The organism is Pontibacter aquaedesilientis (assembly GCF_014773225.1).
In the GTDB taxonomy this organism is placed as follows: Bacteria; Bacteroidota; Bacteroidia; order Cytophagales; family Hymenobacteraceae; genus Pontibacter; species Pontibacter aquaedesilientis.
Genome location: NZ_JACXAJ010000012.1, coordinates 59,725 through 76,951, shown reverse-complemented (window position 1 = coordinate 76,951; position 17,227 = coordinate 59,725). Strand labels below are relative to the sequence as shown.

The window sequence follows — 17,227 nt, the reverse complement described above, 5'->3', positions numbered from 1 at the left end:
TTGATATATAGCTGATACGATAGAAAACAGGTATAAGCGGATAGAATCAGAATTTTCAGAGCATAAGATTCGCGCTTACCTTGATTTGCGGCCACCCTTTCCCTTTATGTGTTTAAGCGCTTCCTTGAATTATGCGTATATATCCGCAATTCAAAACTTAGACAGAAAGATATGGGCCTTCTAGACGGAATAATGGGACATGCTTCGGCAGTACCCGTCGAAAAACTCACCAAAGAATTTCAACCGATTCTGCTGCACGACGAAAGCATCGAAAAAGCCTTTCGCTTGATCCGCGATATGCTGGTGTTTACCAACAAGCGCCTGATTGTGGTGAACAAGCAGGGCATCACAGGCTCTAAAATTGAGTACCAGAGCGTACCCTACAGTAGCATCAAGATGTTTTCCAAGGAGAGCGCCGGCATGCTCGATTTCGACGCTGAGCTCAAGATCTGGCTAACCGGCGAGGCCACGCCTACTATTAAACAGCAATTCCGGAAAGGCGACAATGTAAACGAGGCCTATAAGGTACTGAGCCAGTATGTGTTAGGGTAAGCCGCAAAACCTCAATTACCGGTTTCTCAATTGGCCCGAGGATTTCACTTCATAAAACTTGTTCAATAAAAAAGGGTACAGGAAAATTTTCCCGTACCCTTTTTTAATCTTATGTGTTGTATCTGAAGTCTTGCTTCTAATATACTACTTCCCCGTAAAGGTCGAAGTCCGAAGAGTCGGTGATCTTCACATTGGCGAAGTCGCCCAGTCGCACATACTGGCTGTCAGCCGGCACAAGCACCTCGTTGTCTACCTCAGGAGAATCGTACTGGGTACGGCCCACAAAATAACCGCTCTCTTTCCGGTCGAACAGCACTTTGTAGGTATTGCCAACCTTGGCCTCATTCATCTCCACGGATATACCTTGCTGCAACTCCATGATGGCGTCGGCACGCTCCTGCTTCACCTCATCCGGCACATTGTCTTCCAGGGTATGGGAGTGCGTGTTTTCTTCGTGTGAGTATGTGAATATGCCCAGTCGATCAAAGCGGGTTGCCTCCACCCAATCATAAAGCTCCTGAAAATCCTGATCCGTCTCACCAGGGTGACCGGCTATCAAGGTTGTTCTCAAGGCAATATCGGGGACACGCTGCCGAATGGTATCTACGAGCTCGATGGTGCGGCGCTTGCTGATGCCACGGCGCATCGTCTTGAGCATGTTGTCTGAGATGTGCTGCAGTGGCATGTCCATGTACTTGCAGATGTTCTCCCGCTCGTTCATCACATCGAATACCTCCATCGGAAACTGCGACGGGTAGGCATATTGCATACGGATCCACTCAATGCCATTCACGTCGGAAAGGTTTCGGAGCAAATCAGCCAGCTTGCGCTCGCCATAATGCTGCAGTCCGTAGTAGGTCAAATCCTGGGCTATCAGTACCAGTTCTTTGGTACCCATGCTGGCCAGTCGCTTGGCTTCTTTCACTAAATCCTCGATGGGACGGTCTACGTGCTTGCCGCGCATAAGCGGTATAGCACAGAAAGAGCAAGGGCGGTTGCAACCCTCGGCGATCTTGAAATAAGCGTAATGAGAAGGCGTTGTGATCAGACGCTCGCCAATCAACTCATGCTTGTAATCAGCCTCCAGCTTTTTGAGGAGCTGCGGCATTTCGAGCGTACCGAAGTAGGCATCCACTTGCGGAATCTCCTGCTCCAGCGAGTCTTTGTAGCGCTGCGATAAACAGCCTGTCACGTAGAGCTTGTCTATCTGACCAGCCTCCTTGGCTTCGGCATAGCGCAGAATGGTATCGATGGATTCTTGCTTGGCGTTGTCTATAAAGCCGCAGGTGTTCACGATGATGATATTCGAATCGTCTTTTTCAGACTCATGCGCCACCTCCAGATCGTTGGCACGCAGTTGCCCCATCAGCACTTCCGAATCCACCAGGTTCTTTGAGCAACCCAGCGTGATAACGTTTACCTTGTCTTTCTTTAAACTTCTTACTTTCACTTATCTATGTATTAGCGCGGTAATTCCCAATCACTCACAACCATTGTGGCTTTGCATTAGTTCGATCGGGCAAATGAACTGCAAAAGTACAACATGTTTGGGTAATAAAAGAACTGCCCGCCAAGGTGAGCTTTGATTTGTTTGTCAGGATTGAAAATATCGCTGCACACAGGCACCCGGCTTACTGAAGCTGATCTGTTGCTTCCGAAGCGATCCATTTTCTGGCAGCTGCGCTTCCTTTCATCAGTTCCACTGCAATAGGCAAGTCGTAGCTGGACACAAGCAGCTTGATTACCTGCACCAGGTTATAATCCCAAAGGTAATCTGTCGACTCCAGAATAGCGATGTTGCGCAGGGGAGTGCCGGGTATGTGCTGTATGAATTGGGAGATGACTTGCTCGGTAAGTACGCCACCGGACGGGGTCCCGGAGTCCACGATCAGGCTGACGACTTTCTTGTCTATGATTGTGCCAAACAAAGATGCAATGGTTTCCTGGAAATGGCTTGACTCCACACTGAGCTCATCCGACCATTTCACGCTCAGAATACCAGTGCTTTCCTCGTATTCCACCACCATCTTGTCATCACTTGCTGCCATAACGGGACCTGCTCTTAAGAGTAAATCTTTCTTTGAAGGTTGTTTATAGCTTGGGGATGCTGGGGCAGGGACGGTTTAGTTTTACAGAAAACAGTGGTTATCTAACAGATAACCTGTAAAGTGACCATTAACTGTAGTGAAACCTAGTAAGACGCGTTGTAATTTACCAGAAACTCCACTGTGGTTACTTCGCCTTCGTTCACTGTTACAGGGAAAATATTCATTTGTCCGTCGAAGAGGTTGGCAAACAGCCCAGATTCCTCTTTTGTGAATAGGCTATACCTGCCAGGGGCCAAGGCAATAGCAAAGTTGCCGTTCGCATCTGCTTTAACCTGCGCAACCAGTTTGGTTTGGATGGCGGTGTGGAAAACACCGTCTTTGGATGTGGTTTGTGAACTGTGGGTTAGCTCATAGACGTATACGGTGCGCTCTACGCCACGGCGTCCGCTGCTGATGGGAGCGTCCGGAGAAGGCATTTGGTTGCCTGCTTCCCAAAGCACCTGCCCCTGTATACCTTGCTTGATCTGCATTTGCTGCCCCGTTTGAGTTTTCATTTCCTGCTGCGTGTCTAGCGCTTCGCCCTGCTGCCCCGATGTTTTTCGGGTACCATTACAGAAGGTCAGCAACAGTGACAGCCCTATCAACAGCAATTTTCCCATACTGGCAACAGCTAATATCTATTTACGGGAGAAGAAGGAGTTCACAAACTCGTGCTTGTCGAACAGCTGCAGGTCCTCTATCTTCTCGCCTACCCCAATGTACTTCACCGGGATCTTAAACTCATCTGATATACCGATCACCACCCCCCCTTTGGCCGTGCCGTCCAGCTTGGTTATCGCCAGAGAGGTTACGTCGGTTGCTTTGGTGAACTCGCGTGCCTGAAGCAATGCGTTTTGGCCTGTACTGCCATCCAGCACCAACAATACCTCGTGCGGTGTATCTGCCGTAATCTTTTGCATCACACGCTTGATCTTCGAGAGCTCGTTCATCAGGCCCACCTTGTTGTGCAGTCGACCGGCCGTGTCAATGATCACCACATCAGCGTCCAGTTCCACTCCCTTCTTTACGGCATCATAGGCCACGGAGGCTGGATCGGTGTTCATGCCATGCGATATTACCGGCACGCCCACACGCTCCCCCCAGATGATCAGCTGATCCACGGCGGCAGCACGGAAGGTATCGGCAGCACCCAGCACCACTTTTTTGCCGGCTTTGTGGAATTGCGCGGCCAGTTTGCCAATGGTAGTGGTCTTGCCCACGCCATTTACACCCACTACCATGATCACATAGGGTTTGATATTGGCAGGCAAATCGAAGTGGGCGCCGTCGCCGGCACGGTTCTCCTCCAGCAGGGCGGCAATCTCCTCACGCAAAATGTTATCGAGCTCGCTGGTGCTCACGTATTTGTCGCGGGCCACACGCTTTTCAATGCGATCAATGATCTTCACCGTTGTCTCTACCCCCACATCCGCATGTACCAGAATTTCCTCCAGTTCGTCCAGCACCTCCACGTCTACTGTGGATTTGCCAACGACTGCTTTGCTCAATTGCCCGAAAAAGCTGGTTTTGGTTTTCTCCAGTCCTTTGTCAAGCGATTCTTTCTTCTGCTCTTTGCTGAAAAAGTCAAAAATTCCCATCTGCGTGTTTTGTAGGGTGAAGACTATCTCGGTGTGATACGGTAATATACTAAAAAAGTCCCAGTAAAGGGACTTCTTCATTTATTCTATCTATGTATAGTAGAGTAGGCTGTATTATTTTGCAAGATAATCCTGCACTTTGTCAACAGGCACCATTTCTTCCTTAAAGCTGTAAGCACCAGTTTTTGGAGACTTAACGGCTTTGATCACTTTTGCCCAATCTTTACCTGTAGAGGTCTTTAGGGTTGCAACTACCTTCTTAGCCATGGTTATTTAATTTCTTTATGTACAGTAACTTTTTTCAACACAGGGTTAAACTTCTTCAGCTCAAGACGCTCCGGAGTGTTCTTTCTGTTTTTGGTAGTGATGTACCTTGAAGTACCAGGCATGCCAGTCGCTTTATGCTCTGTGCACTCCATTATTACCTGGATTCTATTACCTTTTGCTTTTTTAGCCATCTCAACAGTAAATTTTTATTTAGGACTGCAAATATACAAGCTTAAATCTCTAATTACAAACAATGTATAAATTTTTCTGCAGAAGCTTTTTCCATCCCCTTGCAGACAGGCTTTATACGCGTTTTTAGCGCCTCTTAATCGAGCATTGGGAGCTTGAAACCATCCAATGCGCTGGGCTGTGCCATTGTTTTCTCGATCTCCTCTACCGTGCGGGGTGCCAGCTTCGAGAGGTTCTCCCAGCCTTTTTCGGTAATCAGAATATCATCTTCTATGCGGACGCCGATGCCCCACCACTTCTTATCACAGGGGCTTCCCTCCGGTATGTAAATGCCTGGCTCCACCGTGATCACCGTGTTGGCCCGGAAAGGACCATAGCTGCCGCGGTCGTGCACATCCAGCCCCAGGTAGTGGGATGTGCCGTGCGGAAAGTAGCGCTGCGCCTCTGCCCTGTTTTTGATCACGCCCAGCTTCACCAGTCCATTGGCTATAACCTCCTGTGCTGCCTGGTGCGGCGCCTCAAAAGCATTGCCTACCCTGCACTGCTGGAAGCCTGCCTCCTGTGCCTTCAGCACCAGTTCGTAAATGGCCTTTTGCTCTTTCGTGAACTTGCCACTCGCAGGTATGGTGCGGGTCACATCGGCAGTATAGCCCAGGTACTCGGCTCCCACATCCATCAGCACCAGTTCCTGACCCGATACGGCCGGCTTGGCGCTGGCAATATAGTGCAGCACACAGCCATTGTTGCCGGCCCCTACGATGGAAGGGTAGCCCACATGCTGCGCCCCGTATTTCTTGAAAACAAACTCATGTATACCCTGCAGCTCCATCTCCGACATACCCGGCTTCATGGCCTTCATCACTTCCACCTGCCCAACGGCCGACATGGTGACGGCTTTTCGCAGCAGTTTGATCTCCTCCGCTGTCTTTACTTCCCGCATTTCGTCCAGCAGCTGACCAAGCGTGAAGGCGTCAAGCTTCAGGTCAGGTATAGCGGCGATGGCCTGGGTACGGGAGCGCATGTCTTTTGCCTGCAGGTAAGCTTGCAGGTTCTTATCACTCTGTAAATCCGGTTGCCGCTGTATAGATTCCTGCACATAGGCTGTTACGCCATCGGCTTGCGCCAGGCCTTGAGCCCGCACCACACTATATAGCATGCTGCGCGTGGCATTAAAGTCGGCGGGGTAGTTTACTTTGTGCTGAAACTGCCTGATCAGGCTATACAGGTCGGTTTCGTCAGCGGCATCGTCGCGCACATCATGCGGCAGCTCCTTCACAAGAATATGCTGCAAATGGGCCGTATCAAGCTTGAAACCGGCGAAATCGGCATTGGCCAATGTAGTTATACCTAGCTCCTTGGCAGCTCCTGCCACGCCGAGGCGCTTGCCGTTCCAAAGCTCCTGCAGCTCGTCGCTGGGCTGCACAAAGAGCACTTCCTGCACCTGCCTGCCGTTCACGCTTTGCGGACTCTGAAAAAGCAGTAGCACCGCGTTCGGCTCCTTATACCCGGTCAGGTAATAAAAGTCCGGGTCGGGATGGTAGTAGTAGTCCACGTCGTTGGCGCGGTTGCGCACGGGACTGGCAAAAAGAACGGCAACGGAGCGAGGGGGCAGCTGTTGCCGCAACACCTCTCTCCGTTGCCGGTGAAAATCTTTATCTAAAGTATCAGATGGCTTTCCCGAGCTTGCATGCGGTTGCGCTGCTGCCGTCAAAGACAGCAAGAGAAACAATGCACACAGCCGGAAGGCTGCCATTAGTACATAATGTAGCCCTGCTCAACAGCCTTCTTCAGCACTGCAGAGATGCCATTCTTGTTGATGGTTCTCAATGCTGAAGTAGAAACTTTAAGGGTTACCCAAGCATCTTCCTCAGGGATGTAAAAACGCTTCTTCTGAAGGTTTGGATAGAACTTACGCTTCGTCTTATTGTTAGCGTGAGAAACGTTATTTCCTACTTGTACTCTTTTTCCGGTTAAATCGCAAACTCGTGCCATCGTGTATTTTCTTCTAAATTATTTCAATAGGGGTGCAAATATCTGCAAAAAGATACAGAAATTCAAAAGCATACCAGATATTTTTAACAAAACACGCTCGTATCCAGCCCGGAAGCGATTTAAAACAGTGCTTTGACTGATCGCTATACCTTATCCGGGCCTTCGGCAGCCGCTTCTTTTTTCTTTTTGCTGAACCCGTAGGGACAATTTCGGCAGGCATTCTTGCAGCAGTAGCCACGCTTTAGCAGGTACTTGGCCGTCAGCACCATCAGCCCCCGTTCCACGTAAAAATCCTCGCCTTCTATCAGTTTGCTCAAGCTATACTTCTTTTTAAACACCAAATATCTGCAAATTTATGCCGCTCGCCAAAATTCCGCGCGCGTCCTCCTTCGTTCCGTGTGCCATACGTTATTAAAGAGTAGTCTCTATATAGGTAACTCTGTACGTCAAACGATTGCAAGCCCATGACAAGTTTCAATACATTAGGCGAGGCCGTGAGCGAAATGCGAGCCCGTGGCTTCGTGAACACCTTCAGCATACAGCACCAGCAGGTATACTGCTCCGAACTGAGCAAGGCCATTTCCCCTACCCAACTCACGCTGCTCGAGCGCCACACGGTACCTTCCTCCTCCTCGCAAAGCGGGATAGAAGAGGTATACGGTTTCCGGACAGAGGATAACAAGCTGGGCATCATGACCAACATCTATGCTGAGTATGATGCAGAAGGCTTTTACTCCGTATTCCGGCAATGTTTTCAGCGCGATAACGGGCAGGCTTAGGACCGCTTTTCTGCCAAAGGTATAATTCAGGCTGTTTTCACTATATTTACAACAATTCAGAAGAAACCCGGTAAATATAGGTCTGGAGTTGCAGCCTGCGGCGCAGCTCTGCCCTTTGTTCCGGACAACAGCTTTTAATCTATAAACTATGAGCACGCTATCCATCACCTCCAGCCAGCAGGCTATCGAAACCGAAGAAAAGTACGGCGCCCACAACTACCACCCGCTGCCGGTGGTGCTGAACAAAGGCGAAGGCGTATACCTGTGGGACGTGGAGGGAAAACGCTACTATGATTTCCTGTCGGCCTACAGCGCCGTGAACCAGGGCCATTGCCACCCGCGCATCATCAACGCCCTAATCGAGCAGGCGCAGCAACTCACGCTCACTTCCCGCGCCTTCTACAACGATAAGCTGGGTATAGCTGAGAAGTACATCTGCGAGCTGTTCGGCTACGACAAGTCGCTTTACATGAACTCCGGCGCTGAGGCGGTGGAAACCGCCATCAAGCTGGCCCGCAAGTGGGGTTATCTTAAGAAAGGCATTGCCCCGCACAATGCTGAAATTATTGTGGTGGAGCATAACTTCCACGGTCGCACCACGGGTATCATCTCCTTCTCCACCGACCCGGATTCCACCAAAGGCTTTGGTCCTTACATGCCAGGGTATAAGGTGATACCTTACAATGATCTGGAAGCACTGGAGACAGCCCTGAAAGAGAACCCGAACGTGTGTGGCTTCCTGGTAGAGCCGATACAGGGCGAAGCAGGCGTGGTTGTTCCGCAAGAGGGTTACCTGGCAAAGGCGCATGCACTTTGCAAAGAGTACAATGTGCTGCTCATGGCCGACGAGATTCAGACAGGTATAGCCCGTACCGGCAAACTACTCGCCAGCTACTACGACGATGTGAAAGCCGATATCCTAATCCTGGGCAAGGCCCTTTCGGGCGGGGTGCTGCCGGTGTCGTGCGTGCTGGCCGACGACGACATCATGCTCTGCATTCAGCCAGGCGAGCACGGTTCTACCTTTGGTGGCAATCCGGTGGCGGCGGCTGTGGCCATTGCCGCTTTGGAGGTGATCAAAGAAGAAAACCTGGTGGATAATGCCTACAGACTAGGCGAAATCTTCCGAGACCGCATGAACCAGCTGATGGCCAAACGCCCGGAAGTGGTGACACTTGTAAGAGGTCGCGGCCTGCTCAATGCCATCGTGATCAAGCCTGCCGCTGACGGCCGCACCGCCTGGGATGTGTGCGTAGAGCTAAAGGAAAACGGCCTGCTCGCCAAGCCAACCCACGGTGACATTATCCGCTTCGCGCCGCCGCTCGTGATGACCGAAGAGCAATTGCATGAGTGCTGCGATATTATTGAAAGAGTGGTGATGAACTTCTAAGTCAGGTATACCTGAAACGCATGAAAGGCGAGGCTGTAGCGGCTTCGCCTTTTTGTTTTTAATAGCATTTGAATTAACCCAATTGTAATGATGATATGTAAGCATCTATTTGATTTTAAAATTCAATTATCAAGTAAATCAACCCAAAAGCCAACCAACGACAATTTAAATACTTTTTAATATATCCTTAATACAATATATATTGATATTTATTTTGCATTAGTTTTCATTATAGATATACTTGCAAACGCTCTAATTGCAACCAATATCACATGAAAACGATCTCTTTTCAGCTATCAATGAATGAAAAATTATACAAGCTATCTTAATGCTTTCTTAGACTTTTCCGCTTCTCCAAACCAAGAAAAGATAGCTAATACGTGTTTTTATTCAAAAATTAGATACACAAAGTATTCTTTCTTTTTAATACTGCTAAGCTCATTTCTTGCTGCCCTAGTAACTGTGCTTATGGAAAAAAGTGGCGTTATGCCAAGATTTCAAAACTTTGCAGACTCTTCAGTTATTAACAAATACGGTATAATCGGTTTTTATATAATCTCTATTATTGGTGCACCAGTTATTGAAGAACTAGCATTTAGAACTTTGTTAGTATTTTCAAAAATTAACCTCACAATATCATCTGGATTTCTATTCTACACACTGGCATGCAGCTTCACTGGCTTTAGGTATTCACTGTCTCACCCGATTGCTTATTATAACATTTTGGGCAGTTGCTTCTGCGCTACCTTAATGTGGTATTATCTTAGTAATAAAGAAAATTACTCCAAGCTTAACTACTTATGGAAAAGCCATTTTCCCATAGTCTTTTATTCCTCTGTTTTACTATTTGCTTATTTGCACTTATTTAATTTTGGAGAAATAACAATTATTAAAATAATTTTCAGCCCATTTATTGTACTTCAATTTTTTATTTGTGCAATCATCTTTGGACATGCCAGGATTAAATTGGGCCTACATTGGGCTATCATACTTCATATGATGCTTAATGGATTTGTTACCCTTATACAATCTTTAAGAACTTTAGCATAAAATTGCTTTATTATCGTGCCCTTCATATAAAGCATAATCAATTCAAACACCGCTCTAGCCAATATGATACGAATCATGGCATTATACCTATTATCGTAATAGGTTGCGCACTATTATTAACAGGATGTGCTACTAGCAAAAAGGCCTTAGATAATACTAATCCACCTGAGTAGAATTAATCTTAATTAAAAACCCTTGGGAATGCCCTAGTTGCAATTCTCAAGGGTTTTTAACAATATTACTTGCATCATGAGATTGAAGAACGGATGGACTAAACTTGGAATTGGAATACTCAGCATTGCCATTTTATGCTCAATAGCTTTTGTCTCTACTAATTGGCAATATACCAATGGGGTCTTAGTGGACTACTCTGATCTGAGACAGGTTCAACCACGGGTCTTTGTAGCAGCTGACTTAGACGATAAATTGGTTGATAGTCTTCTTGTAATCATACACGAAGCCAAAAACCGAAATGAAGAGTTTTGGAATAGCACAGTTGACCTACCCAAAATAATATATTGCCATAACCAAGAAATGGCGGAGCGATACACCACAGGAAATGCACACGCAGAATCTTTCTTCACCGTATTTGGTCGCCATGTTGTTGTCACCGAAACAGGACTTAACACAGACATCATCAGTCATGAACTAGCTCATGTTGCCCTCTTCGACCGTATCCCTAACTTTAAATGGTATATGATGACATACCGTGTACCTGTCTGGTTCGATGAGGGAATAGCTATGCAAGTGGACTACAGGGAGATCTACTCCACTGAAAAATACCTGAGGCACACCGACAATGGAGCAAAAGCTCCTACACTTGTTTCTATGGCTAGCATTTCAGACTTCTACCAACCAGATACGCTTGGCTGGTACAGGTATGCGACTTCTAAACATGAAGTAGCCCGCTGGCTGCAGAAAGTAGACAGACAAGGACTAGATCAACTCATCCAATCCACTACCATTTTCTCCGATTTTGATGAGCAGTACCAATTCATAGAAGCCGCCGCTGAAAAGTAGAAGGTCTATTTCAGCCTCCCATCCTTTACCCCATTAGGAATGGTCGTCTCATTTTTCTATATTGATATTATTTGACAACCATACCTATTGATTTAAAGGTTATCTACAAACTTTCCCATACACATGCCCCACTCTGACCAAACCAACCCCATCGTCATCTTCTCCGGTGACTTCCACCGGGCAGCCGTCATCAAGAACATGCTCGAGAACCACGGCATTTATGTGTTCATGCAGAACGAGCACATGGGCAGCATCGCACCCTGGCAGGTCGCTTCGGGTGGCATGAATCCGGTGCGGCTTATCATCTCCAGCCACGACCAACAGGAAGCGCAGCGGCTTTTAGATGGGTTTGATGAAGCGGCGTTTGATCGGGATGACACCTAGAGGAACTTATAAAGAAGCTCCTAAACATTTCACACACCAGGTATAGCCACCCTGACTTCAAGGTATAGCACACACCAATTTCCAAGGTATAACTTCGCTTTGCCCCGCATAAGCCGTACCTTTGCTGTATACCTCATGTTGAAGCATTTTAGAGCAAGCGCTATACTATGATCACCAAAAGACCAAGACGAAACCGCTATAACGAAGTCATCCGCAGCATGGTGCAGGAAACGGCCCTGGAACTGAACGACTTCATTTTTCCGCTTTTTATTATCGAGGGCCAAAACCAAAAGATTGAAGTGGCTTCCATGCCGGGTATCAACCGCTACTCCATCGACACCCTGCTCGATGAGGTGGCCTCCTGCGTAGACTTGGGCATCAAAGCCTTCGCCCCTTTCCCGAGCATCCCCGAAAACCTGAAAGACAAGTACGCCAAAGAAAGTGAGAACCCGGAGGGTCTGTTCCCGAGAGCCATCCGCGAGATCAAGAAAAACTTCCCGGAAGTGGTACTGATGACTGATGTCGCCATGGACCCCTACAGCTCCGATGGGCACGATGGCATTGTCATCAATGGTGAAATCGTGAACGACGAGACGCTGGAGGTACTGGGCAGAATGGCACTCACGCAGGCGCAGGCCGGCGCCGACATTGTGGGCCCATCCGACATGATGGACGGCCGCGTAGGGCACATACGCCGTGTGCTCGACGAGAACGGTTTCCATAAGGTGGGCATCATGAGCTATACCGCCAAGTATGCGAGCGCCTTTTACGGTCCGTTCCGCGACGCCCTGGACTCTGCCCCGAAAATGGGCGACAAGAAAACCTACCAGATGAACCCGGCCAACAGCCGTGAAGCTTTAATAGAAGCCGCATTGGACACTGAAGAAGGAGCCGACTACCTAATGGTAAAGCCTGCCCTGGCCTACCTGGATATCATCAAACTCCTGCGCGACAATTCGCACCTGCCCATCGCCGCCTATAACGTGAGCGGGGAATACGCCATGGTGAAAGCCGCCGGACTGAAAGGTTGGATCGACGGTGAGAAAGCCATGCTGGAGAGCCTGCTGAGCATCAAGCGAGCCGGTGCCGACATCATCCTGTCTTATTTCGCCAAGGATTTTGCCAAATACATGCAGCAGTAAAGAATTGCTGTAGCCACACATCCAAAGCGCTCTGGGAACACCCGGGGCGCTTTTTTTATGATCAAATCTACCGTTTTAAAACAGTTGCCCATCTTAGGAAATTGGCAGAAAATTTTGGCTTGGTTTTGAACGAGTTTGTCATTCGCACACTTTTAGTTATATTGAGAGGATATAAACTACTACCTACCTATTATTTTATGAAAGGATTGAGCCTTTGGCTTATGGCCGCGGCCTTGATGACGACAACTGCCGGCAGCGCGCAGGATGGCCGTTCGCTTCCCGCACGCACCAACGTGCAGGAACTGGGACGGATTGCTACGGAAGAAAGCAAAAACTACGCAGCTAACCGGGCAACCGCTATTGCATTGGCCAAAAAGAATGGCTGGGACATTGAGCGGACTTACAAAGACGGTACCCACATTTCCCTGCAGGGCCTTGATGCCTCCGGAATGCCCGTGTATTATATTACCTATAACAACACCCGTGCGGCTGCCACTACCAAAACAAATCAGCTATGGGCCGGCGGCAGTCTGGGGCTCAACCTCAGCGGCGCTGCCAGTGCTGTTTCAGATAAAATAGGTGTCTGGGACGGTGGGCTGGTGCGGGAGTCTCATATAGAGCTGCGTGGCCGGGTTGAAATAAAGGACAAGGCGACCAAACTCAGCGACCACGCTACGCACGTGGCCGGCACCATGATCGCCAGCGGACAGAACGCACTGGTCAAAGGAATGGCTTTTGGCGTGAAAAAACTGCAGGCATACGATTTTAACAACGATGTGGCTGAGATAGCCGAAGCAGCCCAAACCCAACTGCTTGTATCCAACCACTCCTACGGCTCTATTTCCGGCTGGCGCTACAATTCGGAACGCAAAGGCACCGACGAGGACCCGTACTGGGAATGGTGGGGAAACCCGGATATCAGCACCAGTGAGGATTTTAAATTCGGCTTCTATGACGAGACCTCTGTCAGCTGGGATCGCATTGCTGTCAATGCGCCTTACCTGCTCATGGTTAAGTCTGCCGGCAACAACCGCGCAGAAACCGGCCCTGAAGTGGGCAAGCCTTACTACCAGCGCAACGCCAGTGGCAATTTCACGCTCATACCGCAGCGGCCTTCTAACATCAGCAACAACAATGGCTTTGACAATATACCCACATACGGAAACGCCAAGAACATACTGACCGTCGGTGCTGTCGCTCCCATTTCGAACGGGTACAATAAACCTTCTGATGTGGCCATCTCTTCCTTCAGTTCTTGGGGCCCAACAGATGATGGCCGAATCAAACCTGATATCGTGGGTAACGGGGTATCGGTACTCTCTTCTACCAGCGAAAGCGACAAGACCTACAAATCGCTCAACGGCACCTCCATGTCAGCCCCTAACGTATCGGGCACTATGTTGCTGCTGCAGGAGCATTACGCCAACCTGAACAAAGGCCAGGTAATGCGTGCCGCCACGCTCAAGGGCTTGGCCATACACACAGCCGATGAGGCCGGCTCGGCACCGGGCCCTGACTATGTCTATGGCTGGGGACTCCTGAACGCCGAAAAGGCCGCCAACGTGATCACCAATTCAAAACAGACACACCTGATCAGTGAAAACACCTTGACCCACGAGCAGGTGTATCGCCTCGATGTGGTTGCCTCTGGCTCCGGCCCGCTTGTGGTGACCATTTCGTGGACAGACCCGGAGGGCGTGGCCCATCCCGTGACCTCCAGTTTCCTGAACAGCCGAAGCCCACGGCTCATCAACGACCTAGATGTGCGTGTTTCTCATCAAGGCACCACCACCATGCCCTGGATCCTGAACCCTGACCAGCCCAGCCAACCGGCACAGCGCGGCGATAACTTCCGCGACAACGTGGAGCAGGTCTACATTCCAAACGCCATACCAGGTGAGACCTATACCATCACAGTGTCACACAAAGGTTCGCTGAATAACCGCCCGCAGGCTTATTCTTTGCTGGTGAGCGGTATTGGCGGAAAGGCTTACTGCGTCAGCGCACCAAGCTCGAACTCAGGCGCTATTATCAACAAATTGGTATTCGACGGCAGTACCCAAACTTATGATGGTTGTGCCACTTACCGTGCCCAAACGCAAACCCTGCTGAGCTTTGAGCCTAGCCAAACCAAGGTCTTAGCCTTTGAGCTGGGCTCCTGCGGAAGCAGCGCCGCCAAAATGGCCAAGGTATACGTGGACTGGAATGGCAACGGCAGCTTCGATGAACTGGGCGAGGAAGTAGCGGTTTCTGACGTGATCAGTGGCACCGGCACTTTCAATGCCTCCATAACAGCACCAGACAATATTACCCCAGGGTATACCACACGCCTGCGTATCGTGCTGGCTGAGACTTCTGATGCTAGCAGCATCAGATCGTGCGGCAGCTATACCCGTGGCGAGACCCAGGATTATACCGTGCAATTCGTAAAACCTGCCCGGGATATTGCCGTGCAAAGTGTGGCTCCTGTGGGGGCATCGCTCTGTGCTGGCACAACACAAAGCTTTGTGGTAAAACTGCGTAACAACGGCGCTGCTACCCAGACAAACATTCCGGTAACGTTGAGCGTGCGACGCAATGGTGCTGAGGTGGCGACGCTTGCCGCCGTTTATACCCGCTCGCTTCAGCCATTTGCAGAGGATGAGTTTGTACTGACCGGCGAATTTGGCACTGAAGCCGGTGCTACGTATGAGTTGGTTGCCACTTCGGGTTTACCAAATGATGCCGTACTCATGAACAATCAGGCAAGCAGGAGTTTTGGTGTGAGTGGAGGTACCGCTGCGCCACAGGCGGTTGCGACCCGCTGTGGCAACGACCCTAGCTATACCCTGACTGGCACTGGCAATGGCGGTATTTTCTGGTATACCTCCGCTACCAGCACCACGCCTATCGCGGCTGGCAACGGGGTCCGCTTAGCAATACCGCAAGCTGGCAGTACACTTTACGCTGCCATCAACGATTTTGCGGCCACGGTAGGCCCGGCAACCAAAAACTTTGCTGCCGATGGCGGATATAACCAGTTCTCGCCGGATGTCACCGTGACCACAGCGGCTCCTGTACTGCTGGAGCGTGCCAGGCTCTACATTGGCAATTCGGGCAAGATTACTTTCACAGCCTTCAATGCAGACGGGGCTCCCGTGTCCACCAGAACCCTGAACGTGAAGGCCACCCGCACCACACCTGCGTCGGGCATTCAACCCAACGACCCGAATGACCAGGGCGAGGTATATGACATCGGGTTGGAGCTGCCGGAGGCAGGTACATACCGCATCGCCATATCCTACGAAGAAGGTGCTACCATTTTCCGTAACAATGTTGGCGTGACGGGCTACCCGTTTGGAATAGCCAATGTGTTTCAGATAACCGGCAATACGGCCAACCCTGGTCCGCTGACCTATTACTATTACTTCTATGACCTCAAAATCAGGGCCATTGGGTGCAAAAGCCCACGCATTGAAGTGCCTGTGAAAATCGGCACCCCGATTGCCAAACCTGTTGTAACCCGTGACGGTCTGAACCTGAAGTCGAGCGCAGTAAATGGCAACCAGTGGTACCTCGACAACAAGCTTATACCGGGTGCTACCAGCCAGACTTTCACTCCGAAGGAGAGCGGTCAGTACAGTGTGCAGGCCCAATGGGACGGTTGCGTTTCGGATATATCGCTGGCTTATACCTTCGCTTACCAAGCCAACGGGCGCGAACTGAAAAAGGAACTGGTGGCATCGCCTAATCCAAGCAACGGTGTGTTCAAAGTTCAGTTCGAGACCAGTAACCGGGAAGACCTGCAACTGGAAGTACGGGACATGCTGGGCAACCTGATCTATACCCGCCAGGTACGGAATTTCAACGGCTTCTATGAGGCGGACATCGACTTGTCGGGCCGGGCCTCGGGTATATTCCTGCTGCGTGTGCAGTTCGGCGACCAGGCATTTACCCAAAGGCTGGTCCTGCAACGATAACTGGCATACCCTGACAGACAAAAGCCCCGGCCGCAAGCCGGGGCTTTTTTTGGGTGCTCTCTACCGTTCTGGGTAAGGTATAGGCAGGGTACTATACCTGATTGGCGCTTTGCTAATCCCAAACGGACTGCCTATCTTCCGCAGTATAAACAAGATAAACACGATGAAGCATCTTCTATTTGGATTGGGCCTGGTGTTCCTGTTTGCGTCATGTGCGCAACAGCCGCAAGCCAGCAGCACGTCAAACGATCAAAGCACAACAACGCAACAGCAGCCGGTGCAGCAGTCTCGGGTTCCGGCAACGCAACAGGCTTTCTTTACAGAGCTCAGCAAGCTATGTGGCACGAGCTTCAGGGGCACCACCGTTTTCCCGGCCGATGACAAGGACCCGTTTGCTGGCAAAGAGCTGACTATGCACGTGCAGGTTTGCTCCGATACGACCATCCGTATACCTTTCCATGTAGGCGAGGACAAGTCCAGAACCTGGGTAATCCGGAAGATGCAAGAAGGCTTGCAACTGAAGCATGACCACCGCCACAAGGACGGCACGCCGGACGAGATAACCATGTACGGAGGTATAGCCCTGGCCTCGGACAACGCCAGTGAAATGCGCTTCCCGGCAGATGCCCATACTGCCCAGCTTATACCTGCGGCCTCCACCAACGAGTGGACACTCCTGCTCAGCCCGGACGGCAAAACATTCAGCTACATTCTCAAGCGTGACAACCAACTCCGTTTCCGTGCCGACTTTGACCTGACAAAGCCTCTGAATTGAGATCGCGATCACACATGGCATACCTAAACCAAGAAGGCCCGGA

18 protein-coding genes are annotated in these 17,227 nt (G+C 50.0%); 9 read left to right on the top strand and 9 right to left on the bottom strand.

Annotated elements, in window-relative coordinates:
• Positions 1–171: 171 nt before the first annotated feature.
• On the top strand, positions 172–552 hold the full coding sequence (locus H9Q13_RS17295; protein ID WP_262892286.1) for a PH domain-containing protein: 381 nt from the start codon (positions 172–174) through the stop codon (positions 550–552).
• Positions 553–688: 136 nt separating this feature from the next.
• On the opposite strand, the gene rimO is transcribed toward H9Q13_RS17295, so the two are convergent.
• The 9 genes from rimO to H9Q13_RS17250 form a co-directional block, all read right to left on the bottom strand.
• Positions 689–2,002: a 30S ribosomal protein S12 methylthiotransferase RimO gene (rimO, locus tag H9Q13_RS17290; RefSeq protein ID WP_191185064.1), complete on the bottom strand. Its 1,314-nt coding sequence runs from the start codon at positions 2,000–2,002 to the stop codon at positions 689–691.
• 181 nt (positions 2,003–2,183) lie between these two features.
• Positions 2,184–2,600 (bottom strand): hypothetical protein, encoded by a 417-nt coding sequence (locus tag H9Q13_RS17285; RefSeq protein WP_191185063.1) that lies wholly within the window; start codon positions 2,598–2,600, stop codon positions 2,184–2,186.
• Positions 2,601–2,743: 143 nt separating this feature from the next.
• The gene (locus H9Q13_RS17280) at positions 2,744–3,259 is read right to left on the bottom strand and encodes a carboxypeptidase regulatory-like domain-containing protein (protein ID WP_191185062.1); all 516 of its coding nucleotides are present in this window, start codon (positions 3,257–3,259) and stop codon (positions 2,744–2,746) included.
• 18 nt (positions 3,260–3,277) lie between these two features.
• Positions 3,278–4,237 (bottom strand): signal recognition particle-docking protein FtsY, encoded by a 960-nt coding sequence (gene ftsY / locus H9Q13_RS17275; RefSeq protein ID WP_191185061.1) that lies wholly within the window; start codon positions 4,235–4,237, stop codon positions 3,278–3,280.
• 114 nt (positions 4,238–4,351) lie between these two features.
• Entirely contained in the window at positions 4,352–4,504 is a 153-nt protein-coding gene (locus tag H9Q13_RS17270; RefSeq protein ID WP_191185060.1) for a DUF4295 domain-containing protein, read from the bottom strand.
• 2 nt (positions 4,505–4,506) lie between these two features.
• Complete coding sequence (gene rpmG, locus H9Q13_RS17265) at positions 4,507–4,695, bottom strand: 50S ribosomal protein L33 (RefSeq protein ID WP_191185059.1); 189 nt, start codon at positions 4,693–4,695, stop codon at positions 4,507–4,509.
• 134 nt (positions 4,696–4,829) lie between these two features.
• Positions 4,830–6,446, bottom strand: a complete 1,617-nt coding sequence (locus H9Q13_RS17260) for an aminopeptidase P family protein (protein ID WP_191185058.1) — start codon at positions 6,444–6,446, stop codon at positions 4,830–4,832.
• Positions 6,446–6,685 (bottom strand): 50S ribosomal protein L28, encoded by a 240-nt coding sequence (gene rpmB, locus H9Q13_RS17255; RefSeq protein WP_018476578.1) that lies wholly within the window; start codon positions 6,683–6,685, stop codon positions 6,446–6,448. The genes H9Q13_RS17260 and rpmB overlap by 1 nt, the downstream gene beginning before the upstream one ends.
• 143 nt (positions 6,686–6,828) lie before the next feature.
• Positions 6,829–7,002, bottom strand: coding sequence for a DUF5522 domain-containing protein (locus tag H9Q13_RS17250; RefSeq protein WP_224744370.1), 174 nt, complete (start codon positions 7,000–7,002; stop codon positions 6,829–6,831).
• 147 nt (positions 7,003–7,149) lie between these two features.
• On the opposite strand from H9Q13_RS17250, the gene H9Q13_RS17245 reads away from it, so the two are divergent.
• From H9Q13_RS17245 to H9Q13_RS17210, 8 genes are all read left to right on the top strand, one after another.
• A complete protein-coding gene (locus H9Q13_RS17245; RefSeq protein WP_191185057.1) occupies positions 7,150–7,464 on the top strand; it encodes a hypothetical protein in 315 nt (104 codons plus the stop codon).
• A gap of 148 nt (positions 7,465–7,612) precedes the next feature.
• Positions 7,613–8,854, top strand: a complete 1,242-nt coding sequence (gene rocD / locus H9Q13_RS17240; protein ID WP_191185056.1) for an ornithine--oxo-acid transaminase — start codon at positions 7,613–7,615, stop codon at positions 8,852–8,854.
• A 303-nt stretch (positions 8,855–9,157) separates the two neighbouring features.
• Positions 9,158–9,904, top strand: a complete 747-nt coding sequence (locus H9Q13_RS17235; RefSeq protein ID WP_191185055.1) for a CPBP family glutamic-type intramembrane protease — start codon at positions 9,158–9,160, stop codon at positions 9,902–9,904.
• A 534-nt stretch (positions 9,905–10,438) separates the two neighbouring features.
• A complete protein-coding gene (locus tag H9Q13_RS17230) occupies positions 10,439–10,924 on the top strand; it encodes a hypothetical protein (RefSeq protein ID WP_191185054.1) in 486 nt (161 codons plus the stop codon).
• Between the two features lie 123 nt (positions 10,925–11,047).
• Positions 11,048–11,308: a putative signal transducing protein gene (locus H9Q13_RS17225; protein ID WP_191185053.1), complete on the top strand. Its 261-nt coding sequence runs from the start codon at positions 11,048–11,050 to the stop codon at positions 11,306–11,308.
• 167 nt (positions 11,309–11,475) lie between these two features.
• Complete coding sequence (gene hemB, locus H9Q13_RS17220; protein ID WP_191185052.1) at positions 11,476–12,450, top strand: porphobilinogen synthase; 975 nt, start codon at positions 11,476–11,478, stop codon at positions 12,448–12,450.
• 197 nt (positions 12,451–12,647) lie between these two features.
• Positions 12,648–16,409, top strand: coding sequence for a S8 family serine peptidase (locus tag H9Q13_RS17215; RefSeq protein WP_191185051.1), 3,762 nt, complete (start codon positions 12,648–12,650; stop codon positions 16,407–16,409).
• 163 nt (positions 16,410–16,572) lie between these two features.
• Entirely contained in the window at positions 16,573–17,184 is a 612-nt protein-coding gene (locus tag H9Q13_RS17210) for a hypothetical protein (protein WP_191185050.1), read from the top strand.
• The last annotated feature ends 43 nt before the right edge of the window (positions 17,185–17,227 follow it).